The 25,719-nt window shown below is 35.6% G+C and carries 17 protein-coding genes; 12 read left to right on the top strand and 5 right to left on the bottom strand.

Annotation, left to right across the window (positions count from 1 at the left end):
* Positions 1-664 precede the first annotated feature (664 nt).
* From QLQ94_RS18720 to QLQ94_RS18705, 4 genes are all read left to right on the top strand, one after another.
* Complete coding sequence (locus QLQ94_RS18720; protein ID WP_482498127.1) at positions 665-4,627, top strand: family 16 glycosylhydrolase; 3,963 nt, start codon at positions 665-667, stop codon at positions 4,625-4,627.
* Between the two features lie 327 nt (positions 4,628-4,954).
* A complete protein-coding gene (locus QLQ94_RS18715; protein ID WP_482498125.1) occupies positions 4,955-7,627 on the top strand; it encodes a beta-1,3-glucanase family protein in 2,673 nt (890 codons plus the stop codon).
* 201 nt (positions 7,628-7,828) lie between these two features.
* A complete protein-coding gene (locus QLQ94_RS18710) occupies positions 7,829-9,466 on the top strand; it encodes a glycosyl hydrolase family 18 protein (protein WP_271335952.1) in 1,638 nt (545 codons plus the stop codon).
* 310 nt (positions 9,467-9,776) lie between these two features.
* Complete coding sequence (locus QLQ94_RS18705; RefSeq protein ID WP_482498123.1) at positions 9,777-11,720, top strand: metallophosphoesterase; 1,944 nt, start codon at positions 9,777-9,779, stop codon at positions 11,718-11,720.
* A gap of 362 nt (positions 11,721-12,082) precedes the next feature.
* Here QLQ94_RS18705 and QLQ94_RS18700 read toward each other — a convergent pair whose 3' ends face one another.
* A complete protein-coding gene (locus tag QLQ94_RS18700; protein WP_271335954.1) occupies positions 12,083-13,144 on the bottom strand; it encodes a phosphatidylinositol-specific phospholipase C1-like protein in 1,062 nt (353 codons plus the stop codon).
* Positions 13,145-13,562: 418 nt separating this feature from the next.
* Here QLQ94_RS18700 and QLQ94_RS18695 point away from each other — a divergent pair, with 418 nt between their 5' ends.
* The 7 genes from QLQ94_RS18695 to QLQ94_RS18665 all read left to right on the top strand — a co-directional run bounded on the left by QLQ94_RS18695 (position 13,563) and on the right by QLQ94_RS18665 (position 21,512).
* Positions 13,563-14,087, top strand: coding sequence for an RNA polymerase sigma-70 factor (locus QLQ94_RS18695; RefSeq protein WP_482498121.1), 525 nt, complete (start codon positions 13,563-13,565; stop codon positions 14,085-14,087).
* An 83-nt stretch (positions 14,088-14,170) separates the two neighbouring features.
* Positions 14,171-15,094 (top strand): FecR family protein, encoded by a 924-nt coding sequence (locus tag QLQ94_RS18690; RefSeq protein ID WP_271335956.1) that lies wholly within the window; start codon positions 14,171-14,173, stop codon positions 15,092-15,094.
* A gap of 74 nt (positions 15,095-15,168) precedes the next feature.
* A complete protein-coding gene (locus QLQ94_RS18685) occupies positions 15,169-18,453 on the top strand; it encodes a SusC/RagA family TonB-linked outer membrane protein (RefSeq protein WP_271335957.1) in 3,285 nt (1,094 codons plus the stop codon).
* A 3-nt stretch (positions 18,454-18,456) separates the two neighbouring features.
* Positions 18,457-20,229 (top strand): RagB/SusD family nutrient uptake outer membrane protein, encoded by a 1,773-nt coding sequence (locus tag QLQ94_RS18680; RefSeq protein WP_271335958.1) that lies wholly within the window; start codon positions 18,457-18,459, stop codon positions 20,227-20,229.
* 385 nt (positions 20,230-20,614) lie between these two features.
* Complete coding sequence (locus tag QLQ94_RS18675; protein WP_271335959.1) at positions 20,615-20,989, top strand: SpoIIAA family protein; 375 nt, start codon at positions 20,615-20,617, stop codon at positions 20,987-20,989.
* Between the two features lie 120 nt (positions 20,990-21,109).
* Positions 21,110-21,238, top strand: a complete 129-nt coding sequence (locus tag QLQ94_RS18670; RefSeq protein WP_482498118.1) for a hypothetical protein — start codon at positions 21,110-21,112, stop codon at positions 21,236-21,238.
* A gap of 46 nt (positions 21,239-21,284) precedes the next feature.
* The gene (locus QLQ94_RS18665; RefSeq protein WP_482498116.1) at positions 21,285-21,512 is read left to right on the top strand and encodes a hypothetical protein; all 228 of its coding nucleotides are present in this window, start codon (positions 21,285-21,287) and stop codon (positions 21,510-21,512) included.
* Between the two features lie 202 nt (positions 21,513-21,714).
* Here QLQ94_RS18665 and QLQ94_RS18660 read toward each other — a convergent pair whose 3' ends face one another.
* From QLQ94_RS18660 to QLQ94_RS18645, 4 genes are all read right to left on the bottom strand, one after another.
* Complete coding sequence (locus tag QLQ94_RS18660) at positions 21,715-21,996, bottom strand: PrgI family protein (RefSeq protein ID WP_271335961.1); 282 nt, start codon at positions 21,994-21,996, stop codon at positions 21,715-21,717.
* Between the two features lie 28 nt (positions 21,997-22,024).
* Positions 22,025-22,423, bottom strand: a complete 399-nt coding sequence (locus QLQ94_RS18655; protein ID WP_271335962.1) for a hypothetical protein — start codon at positions 22,421-22,423, stop codon at positions 22,025-22,027.
* A gap of 192 nt (positions 22,424-22,615) precedes the next feature.
* On the bottom strand, positions 22,616-22,978 hold the full coding sequence (locus QLQ94_RS18650; protein ID WP_271335963.1) for a hypothetical protein: 363 nt from the start codon (positions 22,976-22,978) through the stop codon (positions 22,616-22,618).
* A 21-nt stretch (positions 22,979-22,999) separates the two neighbouring features.
* Positions 23,000-23,149, bottom strand: a complete 150-nt coding sequence (locus QLQ94_RS18645; RefSeq protein WP_482498113.1) for a hypothetical protein — start codon at positions 23,147-23,149, stop codon at positions 23,000-23,002.
* Positions 23,150-23,547: 398 nt separating this feature from the next.
* Between QLQ94_RS18645 and QLQ94_RS18640 the strand changes: the two genes are divergently transcribed.
* Positions 23,548-25,698: a catalase gene (locus QLQ94_RS18640; protein WP_482498111.1), complete on the top strand. Its 2,151-nt coding sequence runs from the start codon at positions 23,548-23,550 to the stop codon at positions 25,696-25,698.
* Positions 25,699-25,719 lie beyond the last annotated feature (21 nt).

The raw sequence follows: 25,719 nt of genomic DNA, 5'->3' as shown, positions 1-25,719 counted from the left end.
TCAAATTTAAATCTGCCAAATCTGCGAGAAATATTTTTTTAATTTTTATTCTGATGGTTATTGGATTTGTTTAAATTTTTTCAGGCAGATATATGCTCATTTTTGTCATCCTGACGAAGGAAGGATCACACGAGTAGCTCTGCTTAATAATCTTTCAAATCTTTGTTGCGTTTATAGTGCGATTTCTCCCTTTGGTCGAAATGACAGACTAAGCTTAAAAATGATGAAAATCTGCTCAATTGGAAGAATGAAATAATCAAAAGCTCCAGCGGAGCGATATATAGATAAATTATCAAATCGATAAATATGTCGCCCCTATGAGGCTCTTTGAAAAATGGATATTTAAATTCCTATAAATATATCGTCCAGCTGGGATTTCTCTAACATAACATGTTATTTGGAAATTTGTAGACTTTAGATACTGAAAACGATCTAATAATTCAGTTTTTCTATCATCAGTAAAATCCTAAGTAGTTTTGCGCTTTTTGACCGCTAAATAGTACATTTTTTTACAAACACCGTAGTCAAACCGTATTCAAAAATGTAAGTCTTGCCTGATTTATTTGTTAATATTGTTCCTTTATTACTAAAATAACAATCTATTTTTTACAAAGTTGATTTTTATTGCACTAATAATCTCTACTAACAAATAACCTAAAAACAAATGAAACAAAAAGACTCTTTTTTCGGCCGACCACCGAGAAGTAATTACAATGTATTAAAAAAGTGTTTAATGGTATTAGTGGTGGCATTATCCCCACTTCTAAAAGTACACTCGCAATGCAGCACCTTAATTTGGTCAGATGAATTCAACGGTACAACCGTCGACGCAACCAAATGGCAAAGTATTTCAGGAAACGGCTGTCCGTCACTCTGCGGATTTGGAAATGCAGAAGCGCAACGTTACGATCCCACTCAGGCAACAATTGTCAAGGAAGGAACAAACAGTTATTTGAACATTGAGGCAAAATACGCACCCAATGCTTCGTTTCCCTCACAGCCGTATTCTTCTGCAAAACTAACTACAGAAGGCAAGTATGCTTTAAAATACGGAAGAATCGAAGCCCGTATGAAATTATCTAATGGAATGGGCGCATGGCCGGCCTTCTGGATGTTACCAGCCGGGACTTCAAACTGGCCTTTTACAGGCGAAATTGATATTATGGAAGCCAAACACAGAAACCCAAAATCTGTAGATGGAACAATTCATTATGATGCGGGAGGATATCATTATACAGGAAGAAGTTATAGTTCTCCAACTGATTTGTCTGGTGAATTTCATGTGTATGCCGTAGAATGGGGACCAAATATCATTAAATGGTTTATTGATGGCAATTTATTTCATACCGCAACACCACAGACAACTGTAAATGGCGGATGGCCTTTTAATGACCAACAGTTTTATATTATTTTAAATCTTGCCGTTGGTAGTGGCGGAACGCCTTATACAAGTGTAAATGGAGCAGGGGTAGAACCAATTCCAGCTGACTTTCCTGCAAAATTACAAGTAGATTATGTTCGCGTTTACAGCGGTAGTTTTACTTATGGAGTATTAGGAAATGCAAAAGTATACCAAAACCAAACTGGTAAAACGTATTCTATCAATACAATTGCCGGAGCTACGTATAACTGGACAGTTCCTGCCGGAGCCACAATTACTTCAGGACAGGGAACAAACACTATTACGGTAAATTGGGGAACTACAGGAGGAGATGTTTCGGTAGCGACAACAGTTTCTGGATGTGCCGGTAATACCTATAAACTTGCGGTAATTACAGAAGTGCCTTTACCGGTAGAAAGAATCTACGAAGATTTTCAATCCAATAGAAATGTGGTGTACGGACTTAAAACAGGAGTCTTGACAGAAGCCGTTGCAAATCCATCAGCTACGGGAATCAATACATCTGCTTTGGTAGGGAAATATGTTCGTAACTCCTCTGAATTGTATGATGTTCTGAATATCAAAAATGTAGTAATTAGCAATGCCAATGATTACGTTTATGGCAGAAAAAAACTTTCTTTTGATATCTATACTTCGGCGCCGGTTGGTACAAAAATCTCGATGCAACTCGAGAATAGTCTGGTAACTACAGCAACTAATTTCCCTTCAGGAAGACATAGCGGTTACAAAGCCACGACAACGGTTCAGAACAAATGGGAAACGATTGAATTTGAATTCGAAAAAGTAATAGATGCCAATACAAGTGCATTGTCAATCAATAATGTAGTATTTCTTTTTGAATCCAATTCAAATACCGGCACTACCTATTATTTTGATAATCTGCTTACAAAAGCCGCTCCTGAAAAAGCAATTATTGCGACAGATGTTCTTCAGAATTATGATGGTATCAATAAAATTATCAAAGGAACAACAACCGGTGTATATTCTGTTGTAGCGAATCCTGGAGCAAATTCGGTAAACTCGTCTGCAAATGTGGCGAAGTATGTTCGTAATGTTACAGAACAATATGATGTACTTTTCTTTAATACACAAGGCAATATCGAAGACGCAGGTTTACTGAAAAATCAGACCAATAAAATCATGATTGATCTTTATACTACAGCGCCAATTGGTACGGTTGTAAGTCTGAATTTAGAGAATAGTGCAACATCGCTTCCGGCTAATTTCCCCACAGGAAGAAATAGTAATTATGTTGCTATCACAACCAAACAGAATCAGTGGGAAACCCTGACTTTCTATTACAATTCAAGTCCTGATGAAGGAACATCTAATCTTGCGGTAAACCAAATGGTGATCTTAGCCAATTCAGGTTCATACACAAACGATACCTATTATTTTGATAATATCAGAATTGGTTCAACCAAATTACCGGATACTTTTACGCCCGGAGTAGTTTACGAAGATTATCAAACCGTTCATAATATCACATTCAGAGATGCCATTGGAACTTATACAGCAAATACGCCAAATCCAAGTGCGAGCGGAATTAATACATCTTCGAACGTTGGAAAATATGTTAGAAAAGCGACAGAGTTGTATGATAATTTTTCATTCAATACAAGTTTAAGCAATATTGGAGATTTTAAAAGCGGAACGAAAAAATTCGCTATGGATGTTTACACCACTGCTCCTGTGGGATCTGTAATTTCATGGCAGGCAGAAAGCAGTGCTTCGGTTCCTTCAAATTATCCAGTGGGGAGACATAGTATTTATCAGGGAGTTGTAAAACAAAGCAATACGTGGCATACGATTACTTTTACTTATGCAAGTGCACCTGATGCTTCAACATTAGATACTGAAGTCAACCGTTTTGTGTTCTTGTTTGAACCGGGAACGAATTCAGGAAACACGTATTATTTTGATAATATCAGAGCGGTAAATTTAGTTTCTACAGAAAATCCTCCTGCTACTTTACCGGCGCCGTGGGTTAGTAATGATTTAGGTGCTGTAACGCCAGCGGGAGCAGCAACTCATGCTAGCGGAACTTTCACCATTAAAGGATCAGGAACAGATATCTGGGAATCAAGTGATCAATTCCAATTTGTGAACCAACCTATTACGGGTGATGCTGAAATTATTGCCAAAGTAAATTCATTAACGAATACAAACACTTATGCTAAAGCCGGAGTAATGTTCCGTGAAACCCTTACACCAACTTCAAAACATGCGATGACTGATATTACGGCCGCAGCTGGGGTAGAATTTCTATCCAGAGATGCGATTTCAGGAATCACAACGGCTCAGAGCGCTACAGGAACAACGCCAAAATGGCTTCGTGTAACAAGAGCAGGAAATGTATTTACGTCTTATTCATCAGATAACGGAACAACCTGGACACCAATTGGTACACCAAGAACAATTGCTATGGCAAGTACTATTTATGTGGGAATGGCGGTAACGTCTCATGCAAACGGAACTTTGGCAACGGGAGTTTTTAGCGATGTTATTGTTCGCAATATTACACCTCCAACGAGCAATGTCAATTTAGCTTTAGCAAAACCAACTGTAGCTTCTACAGAGGAGAATGCTACTTTTTCTTCGGCGAAAGCCACAGACGGAGATGCCGGAACAAGATGGGCAAGTGGTTTTGTAAATGCCAGCGAATGGATTTATGTTGATTTAGGAAGTAACTACAATATCAATCGTGTGGTGCTGAAATGGGAAGCTGCTTTTGCAACCCAATACAAAGTACAAATTTCATCTGATTTGAATTTTACCGAAAGCAAAACCGTAAATACACAAACGGCAAGCGACGGAGGAACAGATGATTTGACTCTAAGCGGAACAGGAAGATACATTAGAATTTTATGTACAGCAAAAGCTTTGGCTCCATACGGATATTCTTTATTCGAGATCGAAGCTTACGGATTTGCTTCTACAGCCAAAATGGCTGCGGTTGCTACCGAGGAAACAGAAGCAACAACTACTGCTTTTGCGATGTATCCTAATCCGGCAAACAACTATGTTCAATTGGCAATACCTGAACAATTAGACAATAAAGTCGTAACCATTTATGATGATTCAGGAACATTGAAAATAGAGAAAAAACTGAATTCTGATACTAAAGGAGAATTTATAGATGTGAGTAAACTTAGAAAAGGAATTTACATCCTAAACTTTAAATCAGATCAAAAAAGCTGGTCTAAAAAATTGATTAAGCAATAAACTAAAATTTCCGGTTGGGTGTAATGATCCTTAATAGTTACACCCAACTTTTTATAAAGTAACCCGTTAGGTATAATTCTTTTTAGCACATAGAAACATAAATTTTGTTTACTAAAAAAAGTATTTCATTTTATAAAAAAGATGCATCAGTATCTATGCAAAAGAAATGTTTTTCCTTTTTGTATACTTTTTTTGATCCATAGAATCTATGTTTCTATGTGTTTAAATATATTTTCTTAATTATACGCTACGAGTTATCACTTAATATTTTCTCATTTCTTACTAATGAATTAAAAACAAGTTTATTAACCCAAACAATTTTAAACAATGAGAAACTTTAAATTACAAAAAAGATTTTTTACTGCACTGCTTCTGGCATTGCTCAGCCACTTTATGTATGGGCAGGGACCTATACCATTTACCATTAGCAATACTTCAACATTTAATGATAACGAATTGTATGTCGCCATAGTGGGGATTGATTACAATACTGGAAACCACGTTTGGGTAAATGCCAAAACAAGTCAGGTTTTGCCAATGAGTGCTTCTTATAATACAGTTACAGGACCTACAATTGGGGGAAATACCGGACCGGGACAAAACTCAAAATATGCCAATTGTTTTACTAAATTAAGCGAAATTCCCAACAAGACTTTTACGCTGCCGCAAATTGCAGGCTGTAGGGTTTTTATTGCCAAAGGGCAGCAATTGTATTTCTACTTTTTTGGTGCAAGCGGCGCACCTTCTGGATATACATCACCAAATCCGCTCAATGCAACAGATCCAAATCAGGGAATTTTATATGAAATAATCGAATTGACGAACAATCAATACGGTTTTTTTGGAAATCCTTCGAGAGTCGATTCGTATAAATACCCAATGGGATTAGAATTATTTGGAGCGAATGGCTACCAGAAACGTGTGGGGGAATTAAAAAAACACGCAGATATTGTGGCGGCTTTCAAAGCCAATGTTCCAGCGGAATTTCAGGGTTGTGTAAATGATGCAACAGGAGAAATTACGGCACCATCAAAAACTCCTGCTTTTGCAGATGGTAGTGGCGGAACGAGCGTTGGAGCTCAGGCCAATTATCTAAAATCTTATATTGATGCCATTTGGAACAAATATAAAAATGAAGATTTAATATTTTATGCCGGAGATGCAGGTGTTTTCAAAGGAAGGGTTATTGGAGAACAATTGGAAATGGTAGGACAATCAGGTGGTTTTGTTGGTCGTACAGGAAGAGTTCAAAATAGACCTTCGACTCAGGAAGCGCTTGAAGGAAAAGGTGTTCTGGACAGAAGATTGGTCGATGGAGATTTAGATCTTGTAATTCAGGCACAATTAACAGCTGCCATTAACCGTCATGTTGTTAATACGGCAACTCCAAATCCGGGACAACAAAACTGGTACGATGCATCGAAATTTTATCAGGTGAATCCAACCAATCATTATTCTAAATTCTGGCATTTACCGGGAATAAGTGTTGATAATCTCGCCTACGGATTTGCTTATGATGATGTGGCAGATCAGTCGCCGTCGCTTCATACAACGCAACCTACTAAAGTAATTGCGACTTTTGGAGGATACGCAGGTTCAGTACCATCAGTTCCTGCTACGACAGATGTAATTACGGTGTATAAAGATTGTAATTATACCGGATTTTCAGGCGGATTGACTATTGGAGACTATAATCTGGCGCGTTTAAATTCTTTGGGAGTTTTAAATGATGATATTTCTTCACTTAAAGTCACTCAGGGATTTCAGGCGATTTTGTATCAGGATGATAATTTTACAGGAGCTTCAACCGTAATTAATTCTGATAATGCTTGTTTGAATACCACCTGGAATGATAAAGTAACTTCTGTTCGTATAATCGCAAACGGAACGGCTACTTTAGGGAATCAGACTTTTTATCTTCAAAACAGAAACAGTAATCTATACATGGATGTCTGGAACGCTAATTTATCGAATGGTGCCGCTATTAATCAGGGCGCTCTGAATTCAGGCAACAATCAGAAATTTACCTTCACACATTTAGGCGATGGTTTGTATAAAATTATTGCCAATCATAGCGGACAATCTTTAGATGTAAATAATTTTAATAAAGCCAATGGTGCGCGTGTCGAGCAATATCCGTACAATGCAACCACCAACCAACAATTTGTATTGGTTGCTACAGGCGATGGATTTTATAAAATTGTCGCCAGACACAGCGGTAGAATTGTTGAGGTTGCAGCAGCAAGTACAGCTTCCGGAGCTGTTGTACAACAATGGGACAACAACAATCAAACTTGTGGACAATGGAAACTGGTTCCGGCTACAAGTTCGCAGACTTCGGTTTTAATTCAGGCAGAAGATTATTCTTCCATGAGCGGTATTCAGGTGGAAGCTACAACAGATACAGGAGGCGGTTCTAACGTAGCCTATACTGATACAGGCGATTGGCTGGCGTATAATAATATCAATTTCCCATCAACAGGTTCTTACTTAATAGAATATCGTGTAGCAAGTGCTGTCACAGGCGGTAAATTATCATCTGATTTAAACGGAGGAACTATTGTTTTAGGTAGTGTTGATATTCCAAATACCGGAGGATGGCAAAACTGGCAAACAGTATCTCAAACAGTAAACGTAAATGCAGGAACGTACAACTTTGGAATTTACATTCAGAATACCGGAATGAACATCAACTGGATAAAAATCACAAAAGCGGGTGCTGGTTTAACAGCTAAAATGGCTTCAGCTCCTTTAGCCGAAGAAGAAACAACTGCTACGGCTTTAACTATATATCCAAGTCCGGTAGAAAATACACTTTACATCACAACTGATGTATCGGGAGGAAATGTAAGCATTGTAGATTCTCAGACTGGTACTGTATTTTCAGGGAAAAAAGTAAATAATAACAGTTTAGATGTTTCGTATTTGAGACGAGGTGTTTATTTGATAGTTTTTGAAAAAAACGGTCAAAAAACAGTGAAACGTTTTATCAAGAAATAGTTTTAAATGAAGTAAAAGACTCAGGATGGTAAATTCCAAATTTCGAACTCTAAATTCCAATTATGACTTTACTTGTTGAAGTTACAAATCTGAAGTTTTAAAAAATTAGAATTTGGAATTTAAAAAAATTGGAATTTATCATCTTGAGTCTTTTCTTTTTCCAATTAATTACAATTTTTATTAACTTTTAAACGAAAACCTATGAAAGACAATTACAAAACAATGCCACTAAAGTGGATGATCATTTTAGTATTGGGAATTTTCAATTTGTCAATGGCCCAGAAGAAAGTGATTGCTTATATTCCCAATTGGGTAGATCTCAATGCATTTTCGAGTAGTGTTCAGTACAGCAAATTAACCCATATAAATATTGCTTTCGAAAATCCTGATGCAAACGGATATCTGTCTTTTAATTCCGGATCTAATACGATTATCAATGCGGCACATTCACAGAACGTAAAAGTTTTTGTTTCTCTTGGTGGAGGATCAGTTTCTGAAGGAGGAGCAATTCGTGACAATTATTTCAATCTGATTAAAAGCGCCAACAGAACGGCTTTTATCCAAAAAATATACGATTACGTAGTTGCCCATAATTTTGATGGTGTCGACATGGATCTCGAAGGACCTGCAATTAATAGTGATTACGGAGCATTTGTGATAGCACTTGCAGCCAAATTACACGCGAATGGAAAACAAATTACAGCAGCACTTTCAGAAGGATATGGTGGTGCAAATGTACCGTCTTCTACTTTTGCTGCTTTCGACTGGATTAATATTATGGCATATGATGCAACAGGTCCCTGGGCTCCCGGAAGTCCGGGACAACATTCCCCATATAGTATGGCCGTAAATCAGTTTAATTACTGGACCGGAAGAGGATTGCCGGCAAATAAAGCAATCATTGGACTTCCGTTTTACGGATATGGTTTTGGAGCTTCTGCCAATCAGGGAATTTCTTATGCTAATATCGTAGCGCAATATCCGGGAGCAGAAAATCTGGATCAGGTAGGAAACACGATTTATTATAACGGGATTCCAACGATCAAACAAAAAACAACTTTTGCAATTCAGAACGCAGGAGGAGTTATGATTTGGGAATTATCACAAGATGCTGTTGGCGCTAAATCATTATTAACAGCCGTAAACCAGGTAATTACAGGAAGTCAGCCGCCAACAGGTACGGGAACTTTAATACAAGCAGAAAACTATTCTTCGATGAGTGGTATTCAAAGTGAACCAACAACAGATACTGGTGGAGGATTAAATGTAGGTTACGCAGATACAGGTGACTGGATGGCATATTCAAATGTCAATTTTCCGACTTCAGGTTCTTATGTAATCGAATATAGAGTGGCAAGTGCCGTAAATGGTGCCAGAATCTCATCAGATCTAAATGCAGGAACGATTCAGTTAGGTACTGTAAATATTCCGAATACGGGAGGTTGGCAAAACTGGCAAACGGTATCTCAAACCGTAAATGTAAATGCGGGAACGTATAATTTTGGAATATTTATACAAAGTTCAGGAGTTAATATCAACTGGTTCCGAATCACAAAATCAGGAACAGCTTTGGCAGCAAAGTCAGCTTCTCCAGAATTATCAGCTGAAGGAATTGCAAATTTGAATGTTTATCCAAACCCAACACAAGAAGCACTTTTCTTTAGTATAGAAGTCTCCGGAGCAAACGTAAACATTATTAATTCTGAAGGAGGCGCTACGGTTTCATCACAAACGGTGAATAATAATAGTGTGGATGTTTCGGGTTTAAAAAGCGGAATTTATTTGGTTTTAGTAGAGAAAGACGGAATTAAAACCGTGAGACGTTTTATTAAAAAATAGTTTGAGTATAATTTAACCGCAAGGTTCGTAAAGTTTTTTATACTACATTATGTTCATAAACAAAAAGTTCGCAAAGCTGGTTGAATACAAAGCTTTGCGAACTTTTCCTTTATTACAGCTACTTAATAAAAAAAATTAGCGAACCTTGCGGTTAAATCGACTTCGCGTTTAAATAAACTTACCGATTAAATTTCCCTTATTGCCATAAATATTATCATTCCGTAACACTACGATAAAGGTATTTCAGCTTTTAATTCCTAAAATTGCAGATTCTTTGATGTTTAGAAATCCCATTTGCAAAAGCTGAGCTATGACTTTAAAAATTACTTCTCCTTATAAAACTTCTTTAACCCTTCTGTTTTTTATTTTGTTGAATATTACTATTTCCGCACAAAAACAAAGAAATCTCGATGGAACGCAAGTTGCTTTTTTATCCGATGTTCATTTACAGGATTTATTCGGAACCTTTTCAGATAATGATTATAAAGGTATTTTGAATCCAAACACAGGTAAATATGTTTTGATGAGAACGATGGCTTCTCAATTGCATTCGACCCGAATCTTCAATGAGAATTATTTTGCATTTATAGCCGCTTTAGAAGATATCGCCAGACGAAAGATAAAATACGTGGCACTTCCCGGAGATTATACAGATGATGGTCAGCCAATACATGTAAAAGGATTAGAGAAAATCTTAGATCAATATAGAAAAAAATACAATATCGAGTTTTTCATCACGACAGGAAATCACGATCCCGTTGGACCTTTTGCACAAGAATCCGGTAAAGAAGATTTTTTAGGCAAAGACGGAAAAAGTCAGCCCATTTATAGCAAAGACGGTTTATATACGCCTAATTTAACCATCGAACAGCCCGTTGTTGTGACCGCCGATATTGCTAAAATGGGTTATTTGGGAATTACAGACAATTTGAAAAATTTTGGTTTTTATCCAAATAAAAAATGCAAATTCTGGGCAACACCATTTTCTACGTATACTGCTGAGAATTATAGTTTCGAAAAAGCGTCGAAAGCTGCTTTATTATCCAATAGAGTTTATAGTGTGGCACCTGGATTTGAAGTTCCGGATGTGAGTTATGTGGTTGAACCAGTCGAAGGACTTTGGTTAATGGCAATTGATGGCAATGTTTATATTCCGAAGAAAAATGATGGAGATCCAAAAGATTCTAAAAGTTACGCTGAAGCGAGTACAGGATATAATAATGTACTTTCGAATAAAAAACACCTAATAAAATGGGTAGAAGAAATTTCGGCGCAAGCCAAAATGCAAGGTAAAACATTGATCGCTTTCAGTCATTTTCCGATGATTGATTTTAATGATGACGCTTCTACGGAAATAAAAGAATTACTTGGGCCAAACAAATGGCAATTGAACCGCGTTCCGGTCGAAGAAGTAGCACAGGTTTTTGCAGATGCGGGATTAAAGATTCACTTTGGCGGGCACATGCATATTAATGATACAGGAGTTCGTACCACAGCAAAAGGAAATACTTTAGTAAATATTCAAACGCCTTCTTTGGCAGCCTATATTCCCGCATATAAATTATTGACGATCAAAAAAGATAATCTGGTAGATATTCAGACTATTACAATTGATGAGGTGCCGAGATACGATGAACTTTTTGATTTGTACAAAACGGAGTATCAATTCTTAGAAAGTCAGAACACAAAAGATATTTGGAATATTGATATTTTGAAAACTAAAAATTATCACGATTTTACTAATTTTCATTTGAAGGAGTTGGTTCGATTGCGTTTTCTGAAAGATGATTGGCCTGTAGGTTTTAAGAATTTTATCCTGAATGTTTCCGGAAAAGATTTGTTGGTTCTGGCAAATATTCAATCCGATAAAGATTTTGATGTTATCTTAAAAAATAAAGAAAATTTTAAAAAAGAATGGACGGAAGCAGAAAGTAAAGCCGATCAATTTCTAGCTAAAAACGATCTGAAAAAGCAAGATTTCAATTGGACAGGTTATGATCTTCTGGTCGATTTTTACCGTTTCAGAAGCGCCGATGAATTGGCTTTGGTCGATGTTGGAACCGCAAGAGCGAAACAATATAAAGTCTTATCTCAGTTATATTTCGAGAATCATAGGGAGGATGCATCAAAAGAAAATGAATTGCAAAACCAAATGCGGTTGTTTCTGATCATCTTCAATAAATTCATGCACGAAGTTTCGGCGGATCATTTTAGTGTAAATTTGAAAACGGGGGAGATTAAGAGTGAAAAATAGTTTCAGGTTTATTTTGTTTCAGGTTTCAAGTTTGAAATGAGTTTAAGGTAGGCGTAGATTTTACCGCAAAGGGCGTTAAGATTTTGCGCAAAGTTCGCTAAGATTTGATTTGGTTCGCTTTGCTTTGAGATCGGAAAGGGATTGTGGTTATGAAGTACGCGAATGATACGGATTCGCTAAAGCGAAAACGCGGATTTAAACGGATTTATCTATTAAAAACGCAAAGTTCGCAAAGCTATATTAACGATCAGCTTTGCGAACTTTGCGTTTTCTATGCATTAAAATGAGATAAAAAATCTTTGCGTACCTTGCGGTTAAATTTTATTCATCCCAACCTGAAAACTGGGACTGAGACTGAAAACTTATTCAACTCCATTCACAGGATTAACTCTCACATAACTGCCATCATCGTATTTTATCTGGTAAGGAGAATTAAAAAGAGTACTTGGCAAATAATAATCTGTTGTAATTACCTGAGCGCCGGATTTTTTAGCAGCTTCAAAATGTTTGTAATCATTGGCGCGAGCTTCTTTAGTATCAGAATCTGCACGGGTTCTTATGATGTATCCTTTTTTAACCAAGTTTGTGATTTCAGGATCTTCAGAGTTGTTGCGGAATAAAGTGGCTGCTTCGGGTTTTCCGGGATCAGCATTGATAAAAACAGCACGTCCTTTTAAGGAAGGATGATTCAGGGCATACAAATCTCTTTTTTCTCCATTATTATCCAAGATAAATAAAAATTTACCTTTTGCTTTTTTCAATGTTGGCCAATTATTGTTTAAAACAGCTTCTTCTAAGGTTTTGTATTTTCCACGAACCATATCCGGCGTGATTAGTTTATTCCCTAAACCTTTACGAAGTTCTTTGTCTAAAGCATCGAACAATTGAGGCGTAAATTTCTCGGCTTTTGTACCTAAATAACTATCATCATCTTTTGGTTCCAGCGTAATAAAAATCGGAATGTGATCAGGGTTTGCGTCAGACCATTTTTTTAATTCTGCAAGACAACTTTGTAAAGTGTAAGATGAAGTTCTAAAATCAATATCGATCATATGAAAAACTTTAAAACCAGGTTTTTTCATCTCTCCATTTGGATCATAAGGTTCGTCAGATTTTGCAATGTCCAATCCCTTTGGATGTGCATATCTTCCGCCTTTTGTATCTCCCTGAACATCAATTTCAAGATTTCTTAAACCTTTATTCAATTGTTCTGTAAGCGGAATATGGGTGTATTGCAACCCCTTTAGTGAACGCGAAGTATCTTTTGCCTGAATGAGATTGTAGAGATCCGGTTCGATATTCTGGCGGTAACTATTATGGGATCCGATTACTTGCAGTTGATTGATTTTTAGATGGTCATTTTGTATCTGACTGTTGCAATGTATTGTGCCGGCAATAAATAAGGTAAACAGAATTTGTTTCATGATTTTGAGAGTGTAATTTTTATTAATACTGTGGACGCAGCATAAGAAAATTACCTTTTTAGTCACCATGTGGACGGAAGCATTATAAAATCTGAACACGAATTGCACGAATTTGAACAGGTAAACCTTGTTTGTGAAATTAATTTCAGGAACGAATTAGTGACAAATAGTGCAATTCGTGTTATGTTTTATACTTATATCCAAACGGTATTTTAGCGGAAACTAAATTAGGAGTTGTGTTTGATTTTTATGTTATTAAAAAAGCAAGAAATCGCAACCTGATTGTGATCATTGCCCGAAAATAGTAGTATTTCTACATCAAAATAATTCTTTATTTAATTTAAAGATAACCTTCAGACAAAAAAGTTTGGTATAACATTTTATTATTTTACATCACCAAACAGTTCCAAAATAAGCTATGAAAAACCCTGAAATTTTTGAAAAAACGTATACTGATTACTGGAAAAAGCTCAATGCCTTTTCGTATACGATGACTCAGGATAAAGACTTGGCGCAGAACATTGTTCAGGATGTCTTTATTGATTTATGGGAACGAAAAGACGATTTGAATATTAATGCCATCGAACCTTACTTGTTCAGAGCAGTAAAAAACCAGGTCTTCAAACATTACCAAAATAACAGGTTCGATAAGACGATTCTGGAAGATAAATTCGAAGATTATATTATTGATAATATCAGTTCGATTGATCCTGAATTAATGGATGTGCTTTATTCCTTATTAGATCAGCTTCCGGAGAAACGAAAAGAAGTTTTACTTATGTACAAATTTCAGGATATGTCAATTGATCAGATTGCTGAGGAACTTGGAATTTCGAAACAAACTGTTAAAAATCAAATTTCTTCGGCCTTAAAGCAATTGCGAGAAGGCCTGAAAGACCTTGCCTGGCTTGCTCCATTCATTATTTTACATCAAAAGTTTTAAGATAACTTTGTGTTAACGGTTTCATAATATTTCCCGATAGTACGATTTTACATTTCTGGTACTTACTTGTAATAAGAAGTATTATGATAAAAAGAATCAAGCATAGTTTAGAATATCTTGTCGATAAAAGCAGTCGAAACAAAACATCTGAAGCAGAAGAAAATTTACTGAATAGTTTTGCTTTAAACGAATATCAAAATTCAGATTGGGATGAAACTTCGATGGGAAATTCGAATCAGGTTTCTCAAAACATATATGAAAATATTCAACTTAGAATAGGGAAGAAGAAAAGCTTCAATCCTTATGTGAAATATATGGCAGCTGCCAGCATTCTTTTTCTTGTTGGTTTAGGAATTTTCTATAAGCCAAACGTTACGGCCGAAAAGCAATTATCATTTAAAACGTCAGATATCCCCAAATCTATCGAATTAAGTGACGGCTCGAAAATTTATCTGGCAGCAAATTCATTATTTCAGTATCCTGAAAAATTTCAAGGCGGAGAAAGAAAAGTTTCACTACTAAAAGGAAATGCATTTTTTGAAGTTGCCAAAGACAAAAAGCATCCTTTTATAATTAGTTCCGGCGAAATCAAAACGAGAGTGGTGGGAACTTCATTTCACATTCAGCTTTCAAAATCAAAATGCGAGGTTATAGTTGTAACCGGAAAAGTCAATGTTTCAGGAAAAGGGCAAAGTGTCGATGTAGTTCCAAATGAAGAAGCTTTGTTTACAGCACAAAAACTAAGTAAGCAAATGGCTGATAAATCATTTTTGGTCAATTGGTACAATACAGATGTGACGCTGAATCAAACTACATTAAAGCAAGTTATCACGATTTTACAATATAAATACGGAGTTTCATTTCAGTACAATAATGAACATGTATTAGCAACGCCGTTAACGGTGTTCATCAAGAAGGACGCATCATTAGAGAATGTTTTAGAACAAATTAATTACATCACAAACCTAAAATTCAAAGTTTATGGCGAAATAGTAAAAGTAAATTAAAAACAAAAAAAGCAGTTGCTGAGAACAACTGCCATTTATAATTAAGTATCGTAAAAAAACCAATAACTTAAATCATGTATTTTAAACTTACCTATTTAAATCTAAGGAGAATCGTCTTTTTAGTACTAGCGTTACTGGCCGTGCAAAGTGGTTACAGTAAAACTAATTTCCCTGAAGAATCAAATGTAAAAAATAAAATAGAAAAAGCAACACTTGTTTCTATTTTTTCAAAACTGAGCGCCCAAACGGATTATAAATTCAGTTACGGACAGGCTATTATTGCTGATAATGCCACTTACACAGTAAATTACACAAATGAATCTATTGCTTTAATTTTAAGTGATCTTTCTAAAAAAGCTAATTTTAATTATAATATAAATGGCAAATTAGTTTTAATTCAAAAAACAATAGCCCTTAAAACAATTGTTAATAATGCAGTTGAAAGAATCAAGATAAAGGGAAAAATTGTTGACGAAAATAAAGTGCCAATTCCTGGTGCCAACGTTATGGAAACTAGTTCTTCTAATTCAGTTGTTTCTGATTTCGACGGAATATTTGAAATTACGGTTGGCGAAGGAAAAACAATCGAGGTTTCGTATGTAGGTTATAAAACAAAGACAGTTTCAATTCAAAAAGGTTTTATGACCATTCAGTTAGAGCCAAATACGGCGGAACTAAATGAGGTTTTGGTTGTAGGTTATGGTAAGCAATCTAAAAAAGATGTTACTGGAGCTGTTACACAACTTGAAGCAGCAAATTTTAAGCAAGGAGTTACCATTTCGCCTGATAATTTATTACAGGGAAAAGTGGCCGGAGTTCGTGTAGTAAGTACAAGTGGAGAACCGGGAGCAGGAGTAAACGTTACGATTCGTGGAGTTGGATCGATCAGAAGCGGAAGCACACCTTTGTTTGTTGTAGATGGTGTTCCGTTGGCAAATGATGATGTGAGCCCTTCAGGAAGTAATGTTGGTTTTGGATCTTCATCTGCAAAAAATCCTTTGAACTTTTTGAACAGCAGTGATATCGAATCGATTACCGTTCTTAAAGATGCGTCTGCAGCAGCAATTTACGGTGCAAGAGGATCTAACGGAGTTGTTTTGGTAACGACTAAAAAAGGATCTAAAGGCGAGGGAACTTTGACATTTGATACCTATACAGGACTTTCGACTGTAGCTAATAAACTGGATGTTTTAAGTGCAAGTCAATATAGAGGCGCTATTAAAGAACCTGCTTTTGATCATGGCGGAAACACTGATTGGCAGGACGTAATTTACAGAACGGCAGTTACAAAAAACAACGCACTGTCTTTCTCTAAGCAAACAGAGTCAGGAAATTATTATGCTTCTGTGGCTCAAATGGATCAGGAAGGTATTATCCGAAATAGTAATTTCAAACGTATGTCGGGTAGAATTAATGCTGCCGAATCTTTTCTTGATAACAAACGTTTGAAAGTAAAAGTAAATCTTACGGCTAGTGAAACCAAAGATGATGGTGTTCCTACTAGTGATGACGGTGGTTCAAACGGTCAGTTGATTGTACATACTTTAATGGCAAACCCAACACGATCAGTTTATGATGCTAACGGAAAGTTTACCAACTTTAACATGAATGCGCATTATAATCCTGCTTATTTATTAAGCATCTATGAGGATCAAACACGTACGTTGAGAGTTTTAGGAAATCTTGAGGCTTCGTTAAGAATTGTTGACGGATTAGAATATAAACTAAACATTGGTATCGATCGTTCTACGGCTGAAAGAAACACAACAATTTATCCAAACGTAACCGATTTAAATCCAAAAGGAAAATACGTTCAGAATAATTTAGATTCTAAGAACTCTCTGATCGAGCACTATTTAACGTATAATCTGGCTTTGGATAAACAGAAATTTGAAGTTTTGGGAGGTTTCTCTTATCAAAAATTTGAAAGATCAGGTACAAGTTTCAGTATTGACGGAATCGCTGCGCAGGGAGCTGGCATTAAGCCATCTATTAATCCTGGTTTTGCTGGAATACAGTCTGGAACTACCGGATATGCTCAGGAAAATGAGTTACAATCTTATTTTGGAAGAATCAACTATACATTCAACAATAAATACCTTCTTACAGCTTCGATGAGAGCAGATGGTTCGACTCGTTTTGGTGATAATAACAAATACGGTTACTTCCCATCAGCTGCGTTAGGATGGAATATTTCCAGAGAAAGTTTCTTAGAAAATGTAGCTGCAATAAACAACTTAAAGTTAAGAGCAAGTTGGGGACAGACTGGAAATCAAGAAGTTCAGAACAAACTTACTAAAGCAAGTTATTCCTTATCAGGTCCGGATGGATATTATTTATATGATGATTTGAATCTTGTAAACGGAGTTTCTGTAACCAGAACAGCAAATCCTGATTTAAAATGGGAAGTAGTTACACAATACAATTTAGGTTTAGATTTTAATTTATGGGGTGATAAGTTGTACGGAACTCTTGATTATTTCAACAAAACAACTACAGATGCGATCTTAAACGTTCCGTCAAGTCCTTTGAAACCTACAACGACTGTATGGACGAATATCGATGGAAAAATTGTGAACAAAGGTTTTGAGTTTATGTTAGGCTCAAAGTTAGTAGATACTAAAAACTTTAGCTGGAACATCGATATGAACGGTGCAACATTAAAAAATAAAATCGAAGATTTGCCGGTTTCAGAAATCTTAACAGGAACGATTTCAGGGCCCGGACAATCCGGAGTAAATGCTAACATTTACAAAAGTGGTTATGCGGCAGGTTCGTTTTATTTGTTAGAGCATATTGGTTTTGACAGTAAAGGCGGAAATATTTTTAAAGATCAAAACGGAGATGGTAAAATCGACAACAGCGACAGAATTATTATCGAAGGAGCATTGCCAACTTTTTATTATGGTTTCAATAGCGATATGAGATACAAGAACTTTACATTCTCATTCTCTATTATTGGTCAAACAGGAGGTTATTTGTTGAATAATACAGGACTTAATGCATTAAACATAAATAACTTGGCATCTGACCGAAATGTAGCTACAGGTTATTATGAGTCTGGAGCAAATGCAGCAAACTCTCCAATTTTATCGACATTATTCTTAGAGAAATCAGATTTTATCAGATTGAATACAGCGCGTATTGGTTATAATTTTGATCTAAAAGGAGTGAACTGGTTAAATGGATTGACTCTTTATATTACAGGCCAAAACTTAATTACAATTACAAACTATACAGGTTACGACCCATTAATCAACAGCCCAAAATCAAGTGGAGGAAACCAATCTATTGGTATTGATTACGCTAGTTACCCAACTTCCAGAACGTTCAGTTTCGGAGCAACTTTAAAATTATAAATAATGAAGACAAAGACATTTTTCAGCATAAAAATCATAACAATATTCTCTTTTATTTTTCTCTTAAACAGCTGTACAGATCTTAATGAAGTTGTGTTGGATGAAAAACTGGGAACTGACGCTACAGATCCTGCCGGTGCCCTTGCTGCGGCTTATGACAGACTTGGAGACGGAACTTTTGTAGATCACGGCGCTATTTTTGCCATGCAGGAATATACTACAGATGAAGCTATTTTACCAACTCGCGGAAGCGACTGGGGAGATGGTGGAAAATGGAGGGACATGCATGAATTTACATGGACTTCAAGTAATGCGATCATAGTGGATAACTGGAATTTATTGACAAACGGAATTACTCGTTCTTTAACTGCAATTAAGTCTGCACAAGAAAGTACTTTTCCTGAAAAGGCATTATTTTTGGCTGAATCAAAAGCGCTTTTAGCTTATTATACATACACGACATTAGATTTGTACGGACAAGCTCCATCCAGAGATCCGTTGAATGTAGATGCGCCTTTGCAAATTTTGAAAGCAGAGACTGAGATCGACAAATTAATTACGGATGTTGAAGCTTTAATACCAAACTTGGCTGATATTGGTACACAAAGAACACACCACGGAAGATTTACCAAACAAGCGGCTTATGCTTTTTTAAGCACAATGTATCTAAATCGTGCTGTTTTTAAAGACCGTTATAATGCTGCATCCAGTTTCAATTTTAATGAACCGGCTGTTACCGGAAGCACAGGAACAGATATGGATCGTGTTATTTATTATACATCACTACTAATCGATTCAGGAAAATATAGTTTAGAAAGTGATTTTTTCAAAAACTTTGCAAGAGACAACGATAATGGTAAAGAACTTATTTTCGCAATTTCTCAAAAAATAGATTATATCCGTAACGGTTCTAACAGTTTTGCTTATGTGTGTATGGAGCGTAACCAGAGAACATCTGCTGCAAACAGAGGGACAAATGCTGCCTGTACAACTCCTGAATTTTACGCAACCTGGGACGGTAATCACGATGATCCAAGATTCGAGCAGCATTATCAATATGCTGATGGTACTTGGTTTATGAATGATGGCACAGATGTAAGTGTTCCTGCAACAGACATTATACCTAAAAGCAGCCCGGCACTGCCTTGGTTCCATTTTAATAGAGGAATTCAGGCCGGACTTCAATACGGACCAATATTATTGCCTTCAGGATCTCTTGAAATGATAGGTAACCGTATCAAAGTTTCTCCATTAGTTATGGAAAAAAGTACGGGTACAAGAATGAATTTTACGCCATCATTGACATTTGCAGATCCAACTAAATCTGTATTTGCTCAAAACGAAATCAATCAGGGAGCTCGTGTTTTTAAATATGAATTTGATCCTGAAGGAGGAAATGGTAACAGTAATGTCGACATTCCGTTGTTCCGTTTAGGAGGAATTTATGCCATGAGAGCTGAGGCCTATTTTAGAAAAGGAAACGGTGGTCTTGCTATGATCGATCTTAATAAACTGCGTACAAGCAGAAAAAGAGAATCATTATTCGGAAGCGCTACAGGAAAAGCACTTACTTCATTAGACTCACAGCAATTGTATAAAGAATTAGGTTTCGAATTGTACTGGGAATTACAAAGAAGACCACAAAGTATACGTTTTGGAAAATTTGATTTACCAGGAACTGCAAAATCTGCTTCTCAACCCTTTAGAAGAGTATTTCCAATTCCACAAACGGTTATCGATCAAAAGTTTTTCAAACAAAATCAAGGTTACAATTAAAGTTTTGTGTTAGTTTATTTTTTTTTTACAAAGAGCCTGTTTCGAAAGAGACAGGTTTTTTTTATGAAGAAATAGTAGTACTTAAAAATCATTATCTTCAGCTTTGTGATTTTTCCTTCGCTCGGAAAGACAATATTGTGGTTAAAATGTAAAACGAAAAAATTATTCTTAACAATCATAATTGCCAGCTTTGTCTTTTGTGTTTTTTTTTTTTTTTTGTTTCATTTTGTATTGATGCTTAGATAGTTATAATGTAAAAATTGAATGAGATATTATAAGAGTCGAAAGGCATTCTATAACTAAATTTGAGAGTAATTCTCATATTCTGAAGTGAAAATTACAGAGAGTAAAAAGTATACATAACACAATTCAAAAATAAAATAAAATGATACATCAAATTGATACAACAGACAATATTGTAGCTTTTAGAGCATTAGCAGAAGTAACTAAAGAAGATTTTCTATCTGCCGTTGTTCCGGCTGTAGAACATTTAGTAAAACAAACCAATGAAATCAACTTTTTGCTGGTGCTCGATACAGACATTAAGAATTTTACCGCTGGCGCATGGTTAGAAGATGCTTTGTTAGGATTAAAACATCTGGGAAAATGGAATAGGGCAGCAATAGTTACAGATTCTGATGAGATAATTACTTTCACAAACGGATTTAGTTATGTAGTTCCTGGAGAATTTAAAGGTTTTAAAAAGCTAGATTTTAATAAAGCCCTCAATTGGGCCGAAGGAAATATACAGGTCAAATAATCCTGTTAGTTTGGTATGCGCTTATAGATTGATTTTGATTGAAGTAACTTAATTCAGATGTCGGCTTTAAATTGAGATTGGTTTATATATTACCCCATTTTAATTAAAAAAATCAACATTATGAAAAATTTACTTTTAGCCTTTGCAATGATCTTGTTTTCAGGAACGGCAATGGCGCAGCAAACGTCACAAAAAAAAGAGCACTACAAAAATAGTATCAGATCCCACTGCGAATCCTATTCGTATTGATACAGTAAAAAGTAAAGTAGTTGCTAAGAAAAATAGTTCGCATAAAGTGGGAACCGGAAAGAAACAAGAAGCAAATACGACAAAAATAGTATCTGATCCAACCGCTAATCCTGTACGTTTAGATACTGTAAAAAATCCTGGAGCTTCTAAAAAAAGTACGGCACAAAAAGTAGGAACCGGTAAAAAACAACAATCCAATACAACAAAAATAATATCAGATCCTACAGCAAATCCTGTTCACTTGGATACCATAAAAAATCCAATTAAAAAATAGTCAGGATATTTTTTTACGATTCTAAAGGTTGCCGGAAAAAGGCAGCCTTTTTTTTCGTCAGTTTAGGAAATTATCCTTCTATTCAGATCAAAAAAATAGGCCACGAATTCGCGAATCTTTATAGCTGATGATGTAGCATAATTCGTGAATTGGTGGCCAACAAATATTTCTTTTATTCATTAGTATAGAGTTTCAACAAAGATTAGTGATTATATTCAATACCACTACTGTCATTAATTTCTCTTTTTGCTTTTGCAACTTTAGTAAATTGTTTGTAACATGCTGAAGCTAATAATGGCAATGCAAGACCGCCAATAACAGCAGCAGCATTATTTTGTCCAACTTTTTTTAGAACTGCACCTATTAATAATGAGCTTACTCCGGCACAAACTAATTGTTTCGCAGAAAGGTTTGGTATTGCGTTGCTTGTTTTTTCAGGCGTTATTCCGTGTAATAATGGATCTATAAAATTTAAATTTTCCATGAGTTTTCAATTTATTTAGTTATACTTTTTATGTAGATAGCTTTTCGCCATCAGTTTCGTTTTCAATTTTTTCAATTTCGACTTTTTCTTTTTTAATAGCCTGTCTTAGCAAAGCAAAAAGACTCATATAGACGTTCGCTATAAAAACAAGCGAAAATCCTGCCAGAATGTAGCCACGCCAATCATTTAGTAAAAGTTTATAATTACAAAAGATCAAAAAAGCAATTGTGACATAATGACTAAAACAATATTCGCACGTAAAAAGATAAAAAACCTTTCTGGACAAAAGAGTCCTGTCGTTTTTCGAATGTTTTATGCACCATTCACGAGGTTCCTTAAAAATTTCTTCATGCGTTACAGTCCAACTAATGCAGGCTATCGGAATAGCCAGAACAAATAACCAGATGATTTGAATTGTGATCTCCATGATAAAAAAGCATTTTCTAAGTCGATTTTAATTTATTCAAATTATAAAAATTAAAATTACTGCAATTCAATCCATTACCATTATATAGTTATACTTTTTTATTATAGAATTCCATATCAAATTCTAATTTACAAAAAATAACCGTTAAGTTCAAATCCTTAACGGTTCTCTAACTAAAATATGTCATAATGTCTAGAAATTTTCCGGATTAGTGCTCGGAAATGGATCGTGTGAAACTTCATCCAGATCTAAATCGTCATCATCTTCATCTGAATCATCATCATCAAGATCACCATCTTTCTCCAGCGAATCGTCTAAATCTTCCGGATCCTGATCGTTTGTAATTTGATCTTCGCCATTAAGAATTGGTTCTTCGCCGGGATTGTTTTCATTTCGATTATAATCGTTAGTCTGATGATTAACATCATCTATATATTCGTCATGATTTTCATATTTCTTATCCTGATAGTTATTCTCTTTGTCGATAAGAGTATCTAAGTCCTGATTAAAATCACGATTTTCTCTACCGTAATTTTGGTTGCTTCCATTTTCCATATTTATATACTTTAGAATTAATTACTTTTTTGTAGTCGACGGTTTTTTATCGTCTTTAGGATTGTGTTGCACTTCTCTTTTTGGAGAGGTTTCCTTTTTGTCTATTTTTTTATCCATCGACTTAGCACCTGATGTTTCAGTGCTGCTGTTTTTTTTGTCTTTTGCATTCATGATATTTAATTTTTTAATTATTGTTATACTACAAATCTACTTCACAAACGTAAAAAACATATTACATAAAAATAAAATCTAATTATATAGTTAACAGTATTTTATAATGTAATGTTTAGACTTATTACTATAATTGTTTTGTGATAGAGAGAGTCTGTTTTTTACCTAAATAGAAATTTACTTTTAATAAGGTATTATTGTTTAGTTGTTGATTACCAAATATTTAAAAAATGTAAATTTTGTCCATAATCATGTAAATACTTGGTTGTATAGTAAACTAAATTTGTCTTACTTATTTAGAGCTTGTCCATCTTATAATCGCTTATTAACGACATTAAAGAGAGATTTAAAAGAAGCTGTTTTTAAAATTTATTTAAAAAAAACAAACAACTTTTAACATGAAAAATTCAAAAAAACCAAGTCAGGATCATGCGGATGAAAAGCAAAGAGATTTAGAATTTAATAAATCAAATGCCGACAATCAATTCATGACGACAAATCAGGGAGTAAAAATTAATGACAATAATAATTCCCTTAAAGCTGGCGAAAGAGGACCTTCGCTATTAGAAGATTTTATTTTAAGAGAGAAAATAACCCATTTTGACCACGAACGAATTCCGGAAAGAATCGTTCATGCGAGAGGTTCTGCGGCTCATGGATATTTTGAATTGTATGAATCTATGGAAAAATATACTAAAGCAGAATTCCTAAATAATAAAAGTATCAAAACGCCAGTTTTTGTACGTTTTTCTACTGTTGCAGGTTCAAGAGGTTCGACAGATTTAGCGCGTGATGTACGTGGATTTTCGGTTAAATTTTATACGCAGGAAGGAAACTATGATTTAGTAGGGAATAATATGCCGGTGTTTTTTATTCAGGATGCCATGAAATTTCCCGATTTAATACATGCCGTAAAACCGGAACCACATCATGAAATGCCACAAGCAGCATCTGCACACGATACTTTTTGGGATTTTATTTCGCTAATGCCAGAGTCTATGCACATGATTATGTGGGTGATGAGCGACAGAGCGATCCCGAGAAGTTTAAGAATGATGGAAGGTTTTGGAGTTCATACTTTTAGATTTATCAATAAAAACAATGAATCTCATTTTGTGAAATTTCATTGGAAACCTAAATTAGGAACTCATGGTGTAGCTTGGGACGAAGCACAAAAAATATCGGGTAAAAATTCTGATTTTCACAAGCAGGATTTATGGGAAGCAATCGATGGCGGAAATTTTCCTGAATGGGAATTAGGAGTGCAGATTATCCCGGAAGCTGACGAACATAAATTTGAATTTGATCTTTTGGACCCAACCAAATTAATTCCTGAAGAATTAGTTCCGGTACAAATCATTGGTAAAATGGTGCTCAACAAAAATCCGGATAATTTCTTTGCAGAGACAGAACAGGTTGCCTTTCATCCCGGACATGTTGTTCCCGGAATCGATTTCTCAAATGATCCGTTATTACAAGGGCGATTGTTTTCCTACACAGATACACAATTATCACGATTAGGAAGTCCTAATTTTCATGAAATCCCAATCAACCGTACCGTTGCACCAATGCATAATAATCAGCGGGACGGTCATATGCGCCAGGAAATTCCAACCGGACGTGTAAGTTATCATCCAAATTCATTAGGAGGCGGGTGTCCGTTTCAGGCAAAAATAGACGAGGGTGGTTTTAGCAGTTTTAATGAGCGAATCGATGCTCATAAAATCCGCGAAAGAAGCGAAAGTTTCTCTGATCATTTCAGTCAGGCAAAACTTTTTTATAACAGCCAAACGCCAATTGAACAAAATCATATTGGAGATGCCTTGTCTTTTGAATTAGGCAAAGTAGAAACTATTGCAATTAGAACGTGTATGTTAGGATTGTTATCTCAAATTGATAAAAATCTGGCTGCAAAAGTCGGCAAAGCATTAGGATTAAATGTACCGGCAACGCCAGAAAAACCAATTAATCACGGAGTAGGAGCAGATGATGAGGGAAAACAAGAACCTAAAGAAATAAAACAATCCATTGAGAATTCAGATGCTTTAAGTATGTTGAAAAACCCAACGATATCTAATACAATTGCCACCAGACAAGTTGCTTTTTTATGTGCCGAAGGTGTAAATGCCAATTCGATAAAAACGATGAAAGCGGCGTTGAAAGAAGCCGGAGCAAAGGCCGTAATTATTGCACCGCATCTGGGGACAATTGTTTCAGAAGAAGGTTTAGAAATTCCAGTAGATCAAAGTTATCTTATTGCAGCTTCAGTATTATTTGATGCTGTGTTTATTCCTGCCGGAAAAGGAATTCTGACTCTTAAAAACAAGAAAGAAGTAGCTGAGTTTATAAAAGATTCTTACCATCACTGCAAGTTTATTGCTGCCGAGGGTCAGGGAGTTCAGGTACTTCCTCTAAAAGATGATTTGCATAAAGATGCGGGAATTTTAACCAGCGAAAAAACAGGCGATAAGGCTTTGGCAACTTCTTTTATAAAAGCAATGGGAAGACACCGTTTCTGGGAACGTGAAGCAATTATTAAACAACAATAAATTTTGAAATGTATTTTCTAA

The organism is Flavobacterium sp. B114r (assembly GCF_056824125.1).
The sequence above is the reverse complement of the archived record's forward strand: the minus strand, read 5'-3'. Positions and strand labels throughout refer to the sequence as shown.

Bases quoted from the DNA above. Each gene is read 5' to 3' on its own strand.
- QLQ94_RS18685 (WP_271335957.1), top strand. From the start codon at position 15,169: ATGTATTTTAAACTTACCTATTTAAATCTAAGGAGAATCGTCTTTTTA.
- QLQ94_RS18700 (WP_271335954.1), bottom strand. From the start codon at position 13,144: ATGAAACAAATTCTGTTTACCTTATTTATTGCCGGCACAATACATTGC.
- QLQ94_RS18715 (WP_482498125.1), top strand. From the start codon at position 4,955: ATGAGAAACTTTAAATTACAAAAAAGATTTTTTACTGCACTGCTTCTG.
- QLQ94_RS18650 (WP_271335963.1), bottom strand. From the start codon at position 22,978: ATGGAAAATGGAAGCAACCAAAATTACGGTAGAGAAAATCGTGATTTT.
- QLQ94_RS18640 (WP_482498111.1), top strand. From the start codon at position 23,548: ATGAAAAATTCAAAAAAACCAAGTCAGGATCATGCGGATGAAAAGCAA.
- QLQ94_RS18670 (WP_482498118.1), top strand. From the start codon at position 21,110: ATGAAAAATTTACTTTTAGCCTTTGCAATGATCTTGTTTTCAGGAACG.
- QLQ94_RS18695 (WP_482498121.1), top strand. From the start codon at position 13,563: ATGAAAAACCCTGAAATTTTTGAAAAAACGTATACTGATTACTGGAAA.
- QLQ94_RS18660 (WP_271335961.1), bottom strand. From the start codon at position 21,996: ATGGAAAATTTAAATTTTATAGATCCATTATTACACGGAATAACGCCT.
- QLQ94_RS18655 (WP_271335962.1), bottom strand. From the start codon at position 22,423: ATGGAGATCACAATTCAAATCATCTGGTTATTTGTTCTGGCTATTCCG.
- QLQ94_RS18690 (WP_271335956.1), top strand. From the start codon at position 14,171: ATGATAAAAAGAATCAAGCATAGTTTAGAATATCTTGTCGATAAAAGC.
- QLQ94_RS18720 (WP_482498127.1), top strand. From the start codon at position 665: ATGAAACAAAAAGACTCTTTTTTCGGCCGACCACCGAGAAGTAATTAC.
- QLQ94_RS18645 (WP_482498113.1), bottom strand. From the start codon at position 23,149: ATGAATGCAAAAGACAAAAAAAACAGCAGCACTGAAACATCAGGTGCT.
- QLQ94_RS18710 (WP_271335952.1), top strand. From the start codon at position 7,829: ATGAAAGACAATTACAAAACAATGCCACTAAAGTGGATGATCATTTTA.
- QLQ94_RS18705 (WP_482498123.1), top strand. From the start codon at position 9,777: ATGACTTTAAAAATTACTTCTCCTTATAAAACTTCTTTAACCCTTCTG.
- QLQ94_RS18675 (WP_271335959.1), top strand. From the start codon at position 20,615: ATGATACATCAAATTGATACAACAGACAATATTGTAGCTTTTAGAGCA.
- QLQ94_RS18680 (WP_271335958.1), top strand. From the start codon at position 18,457: ATGAAGACAAAGACATTTTTCAGCATAAAAATCATAACAATATTCTCT.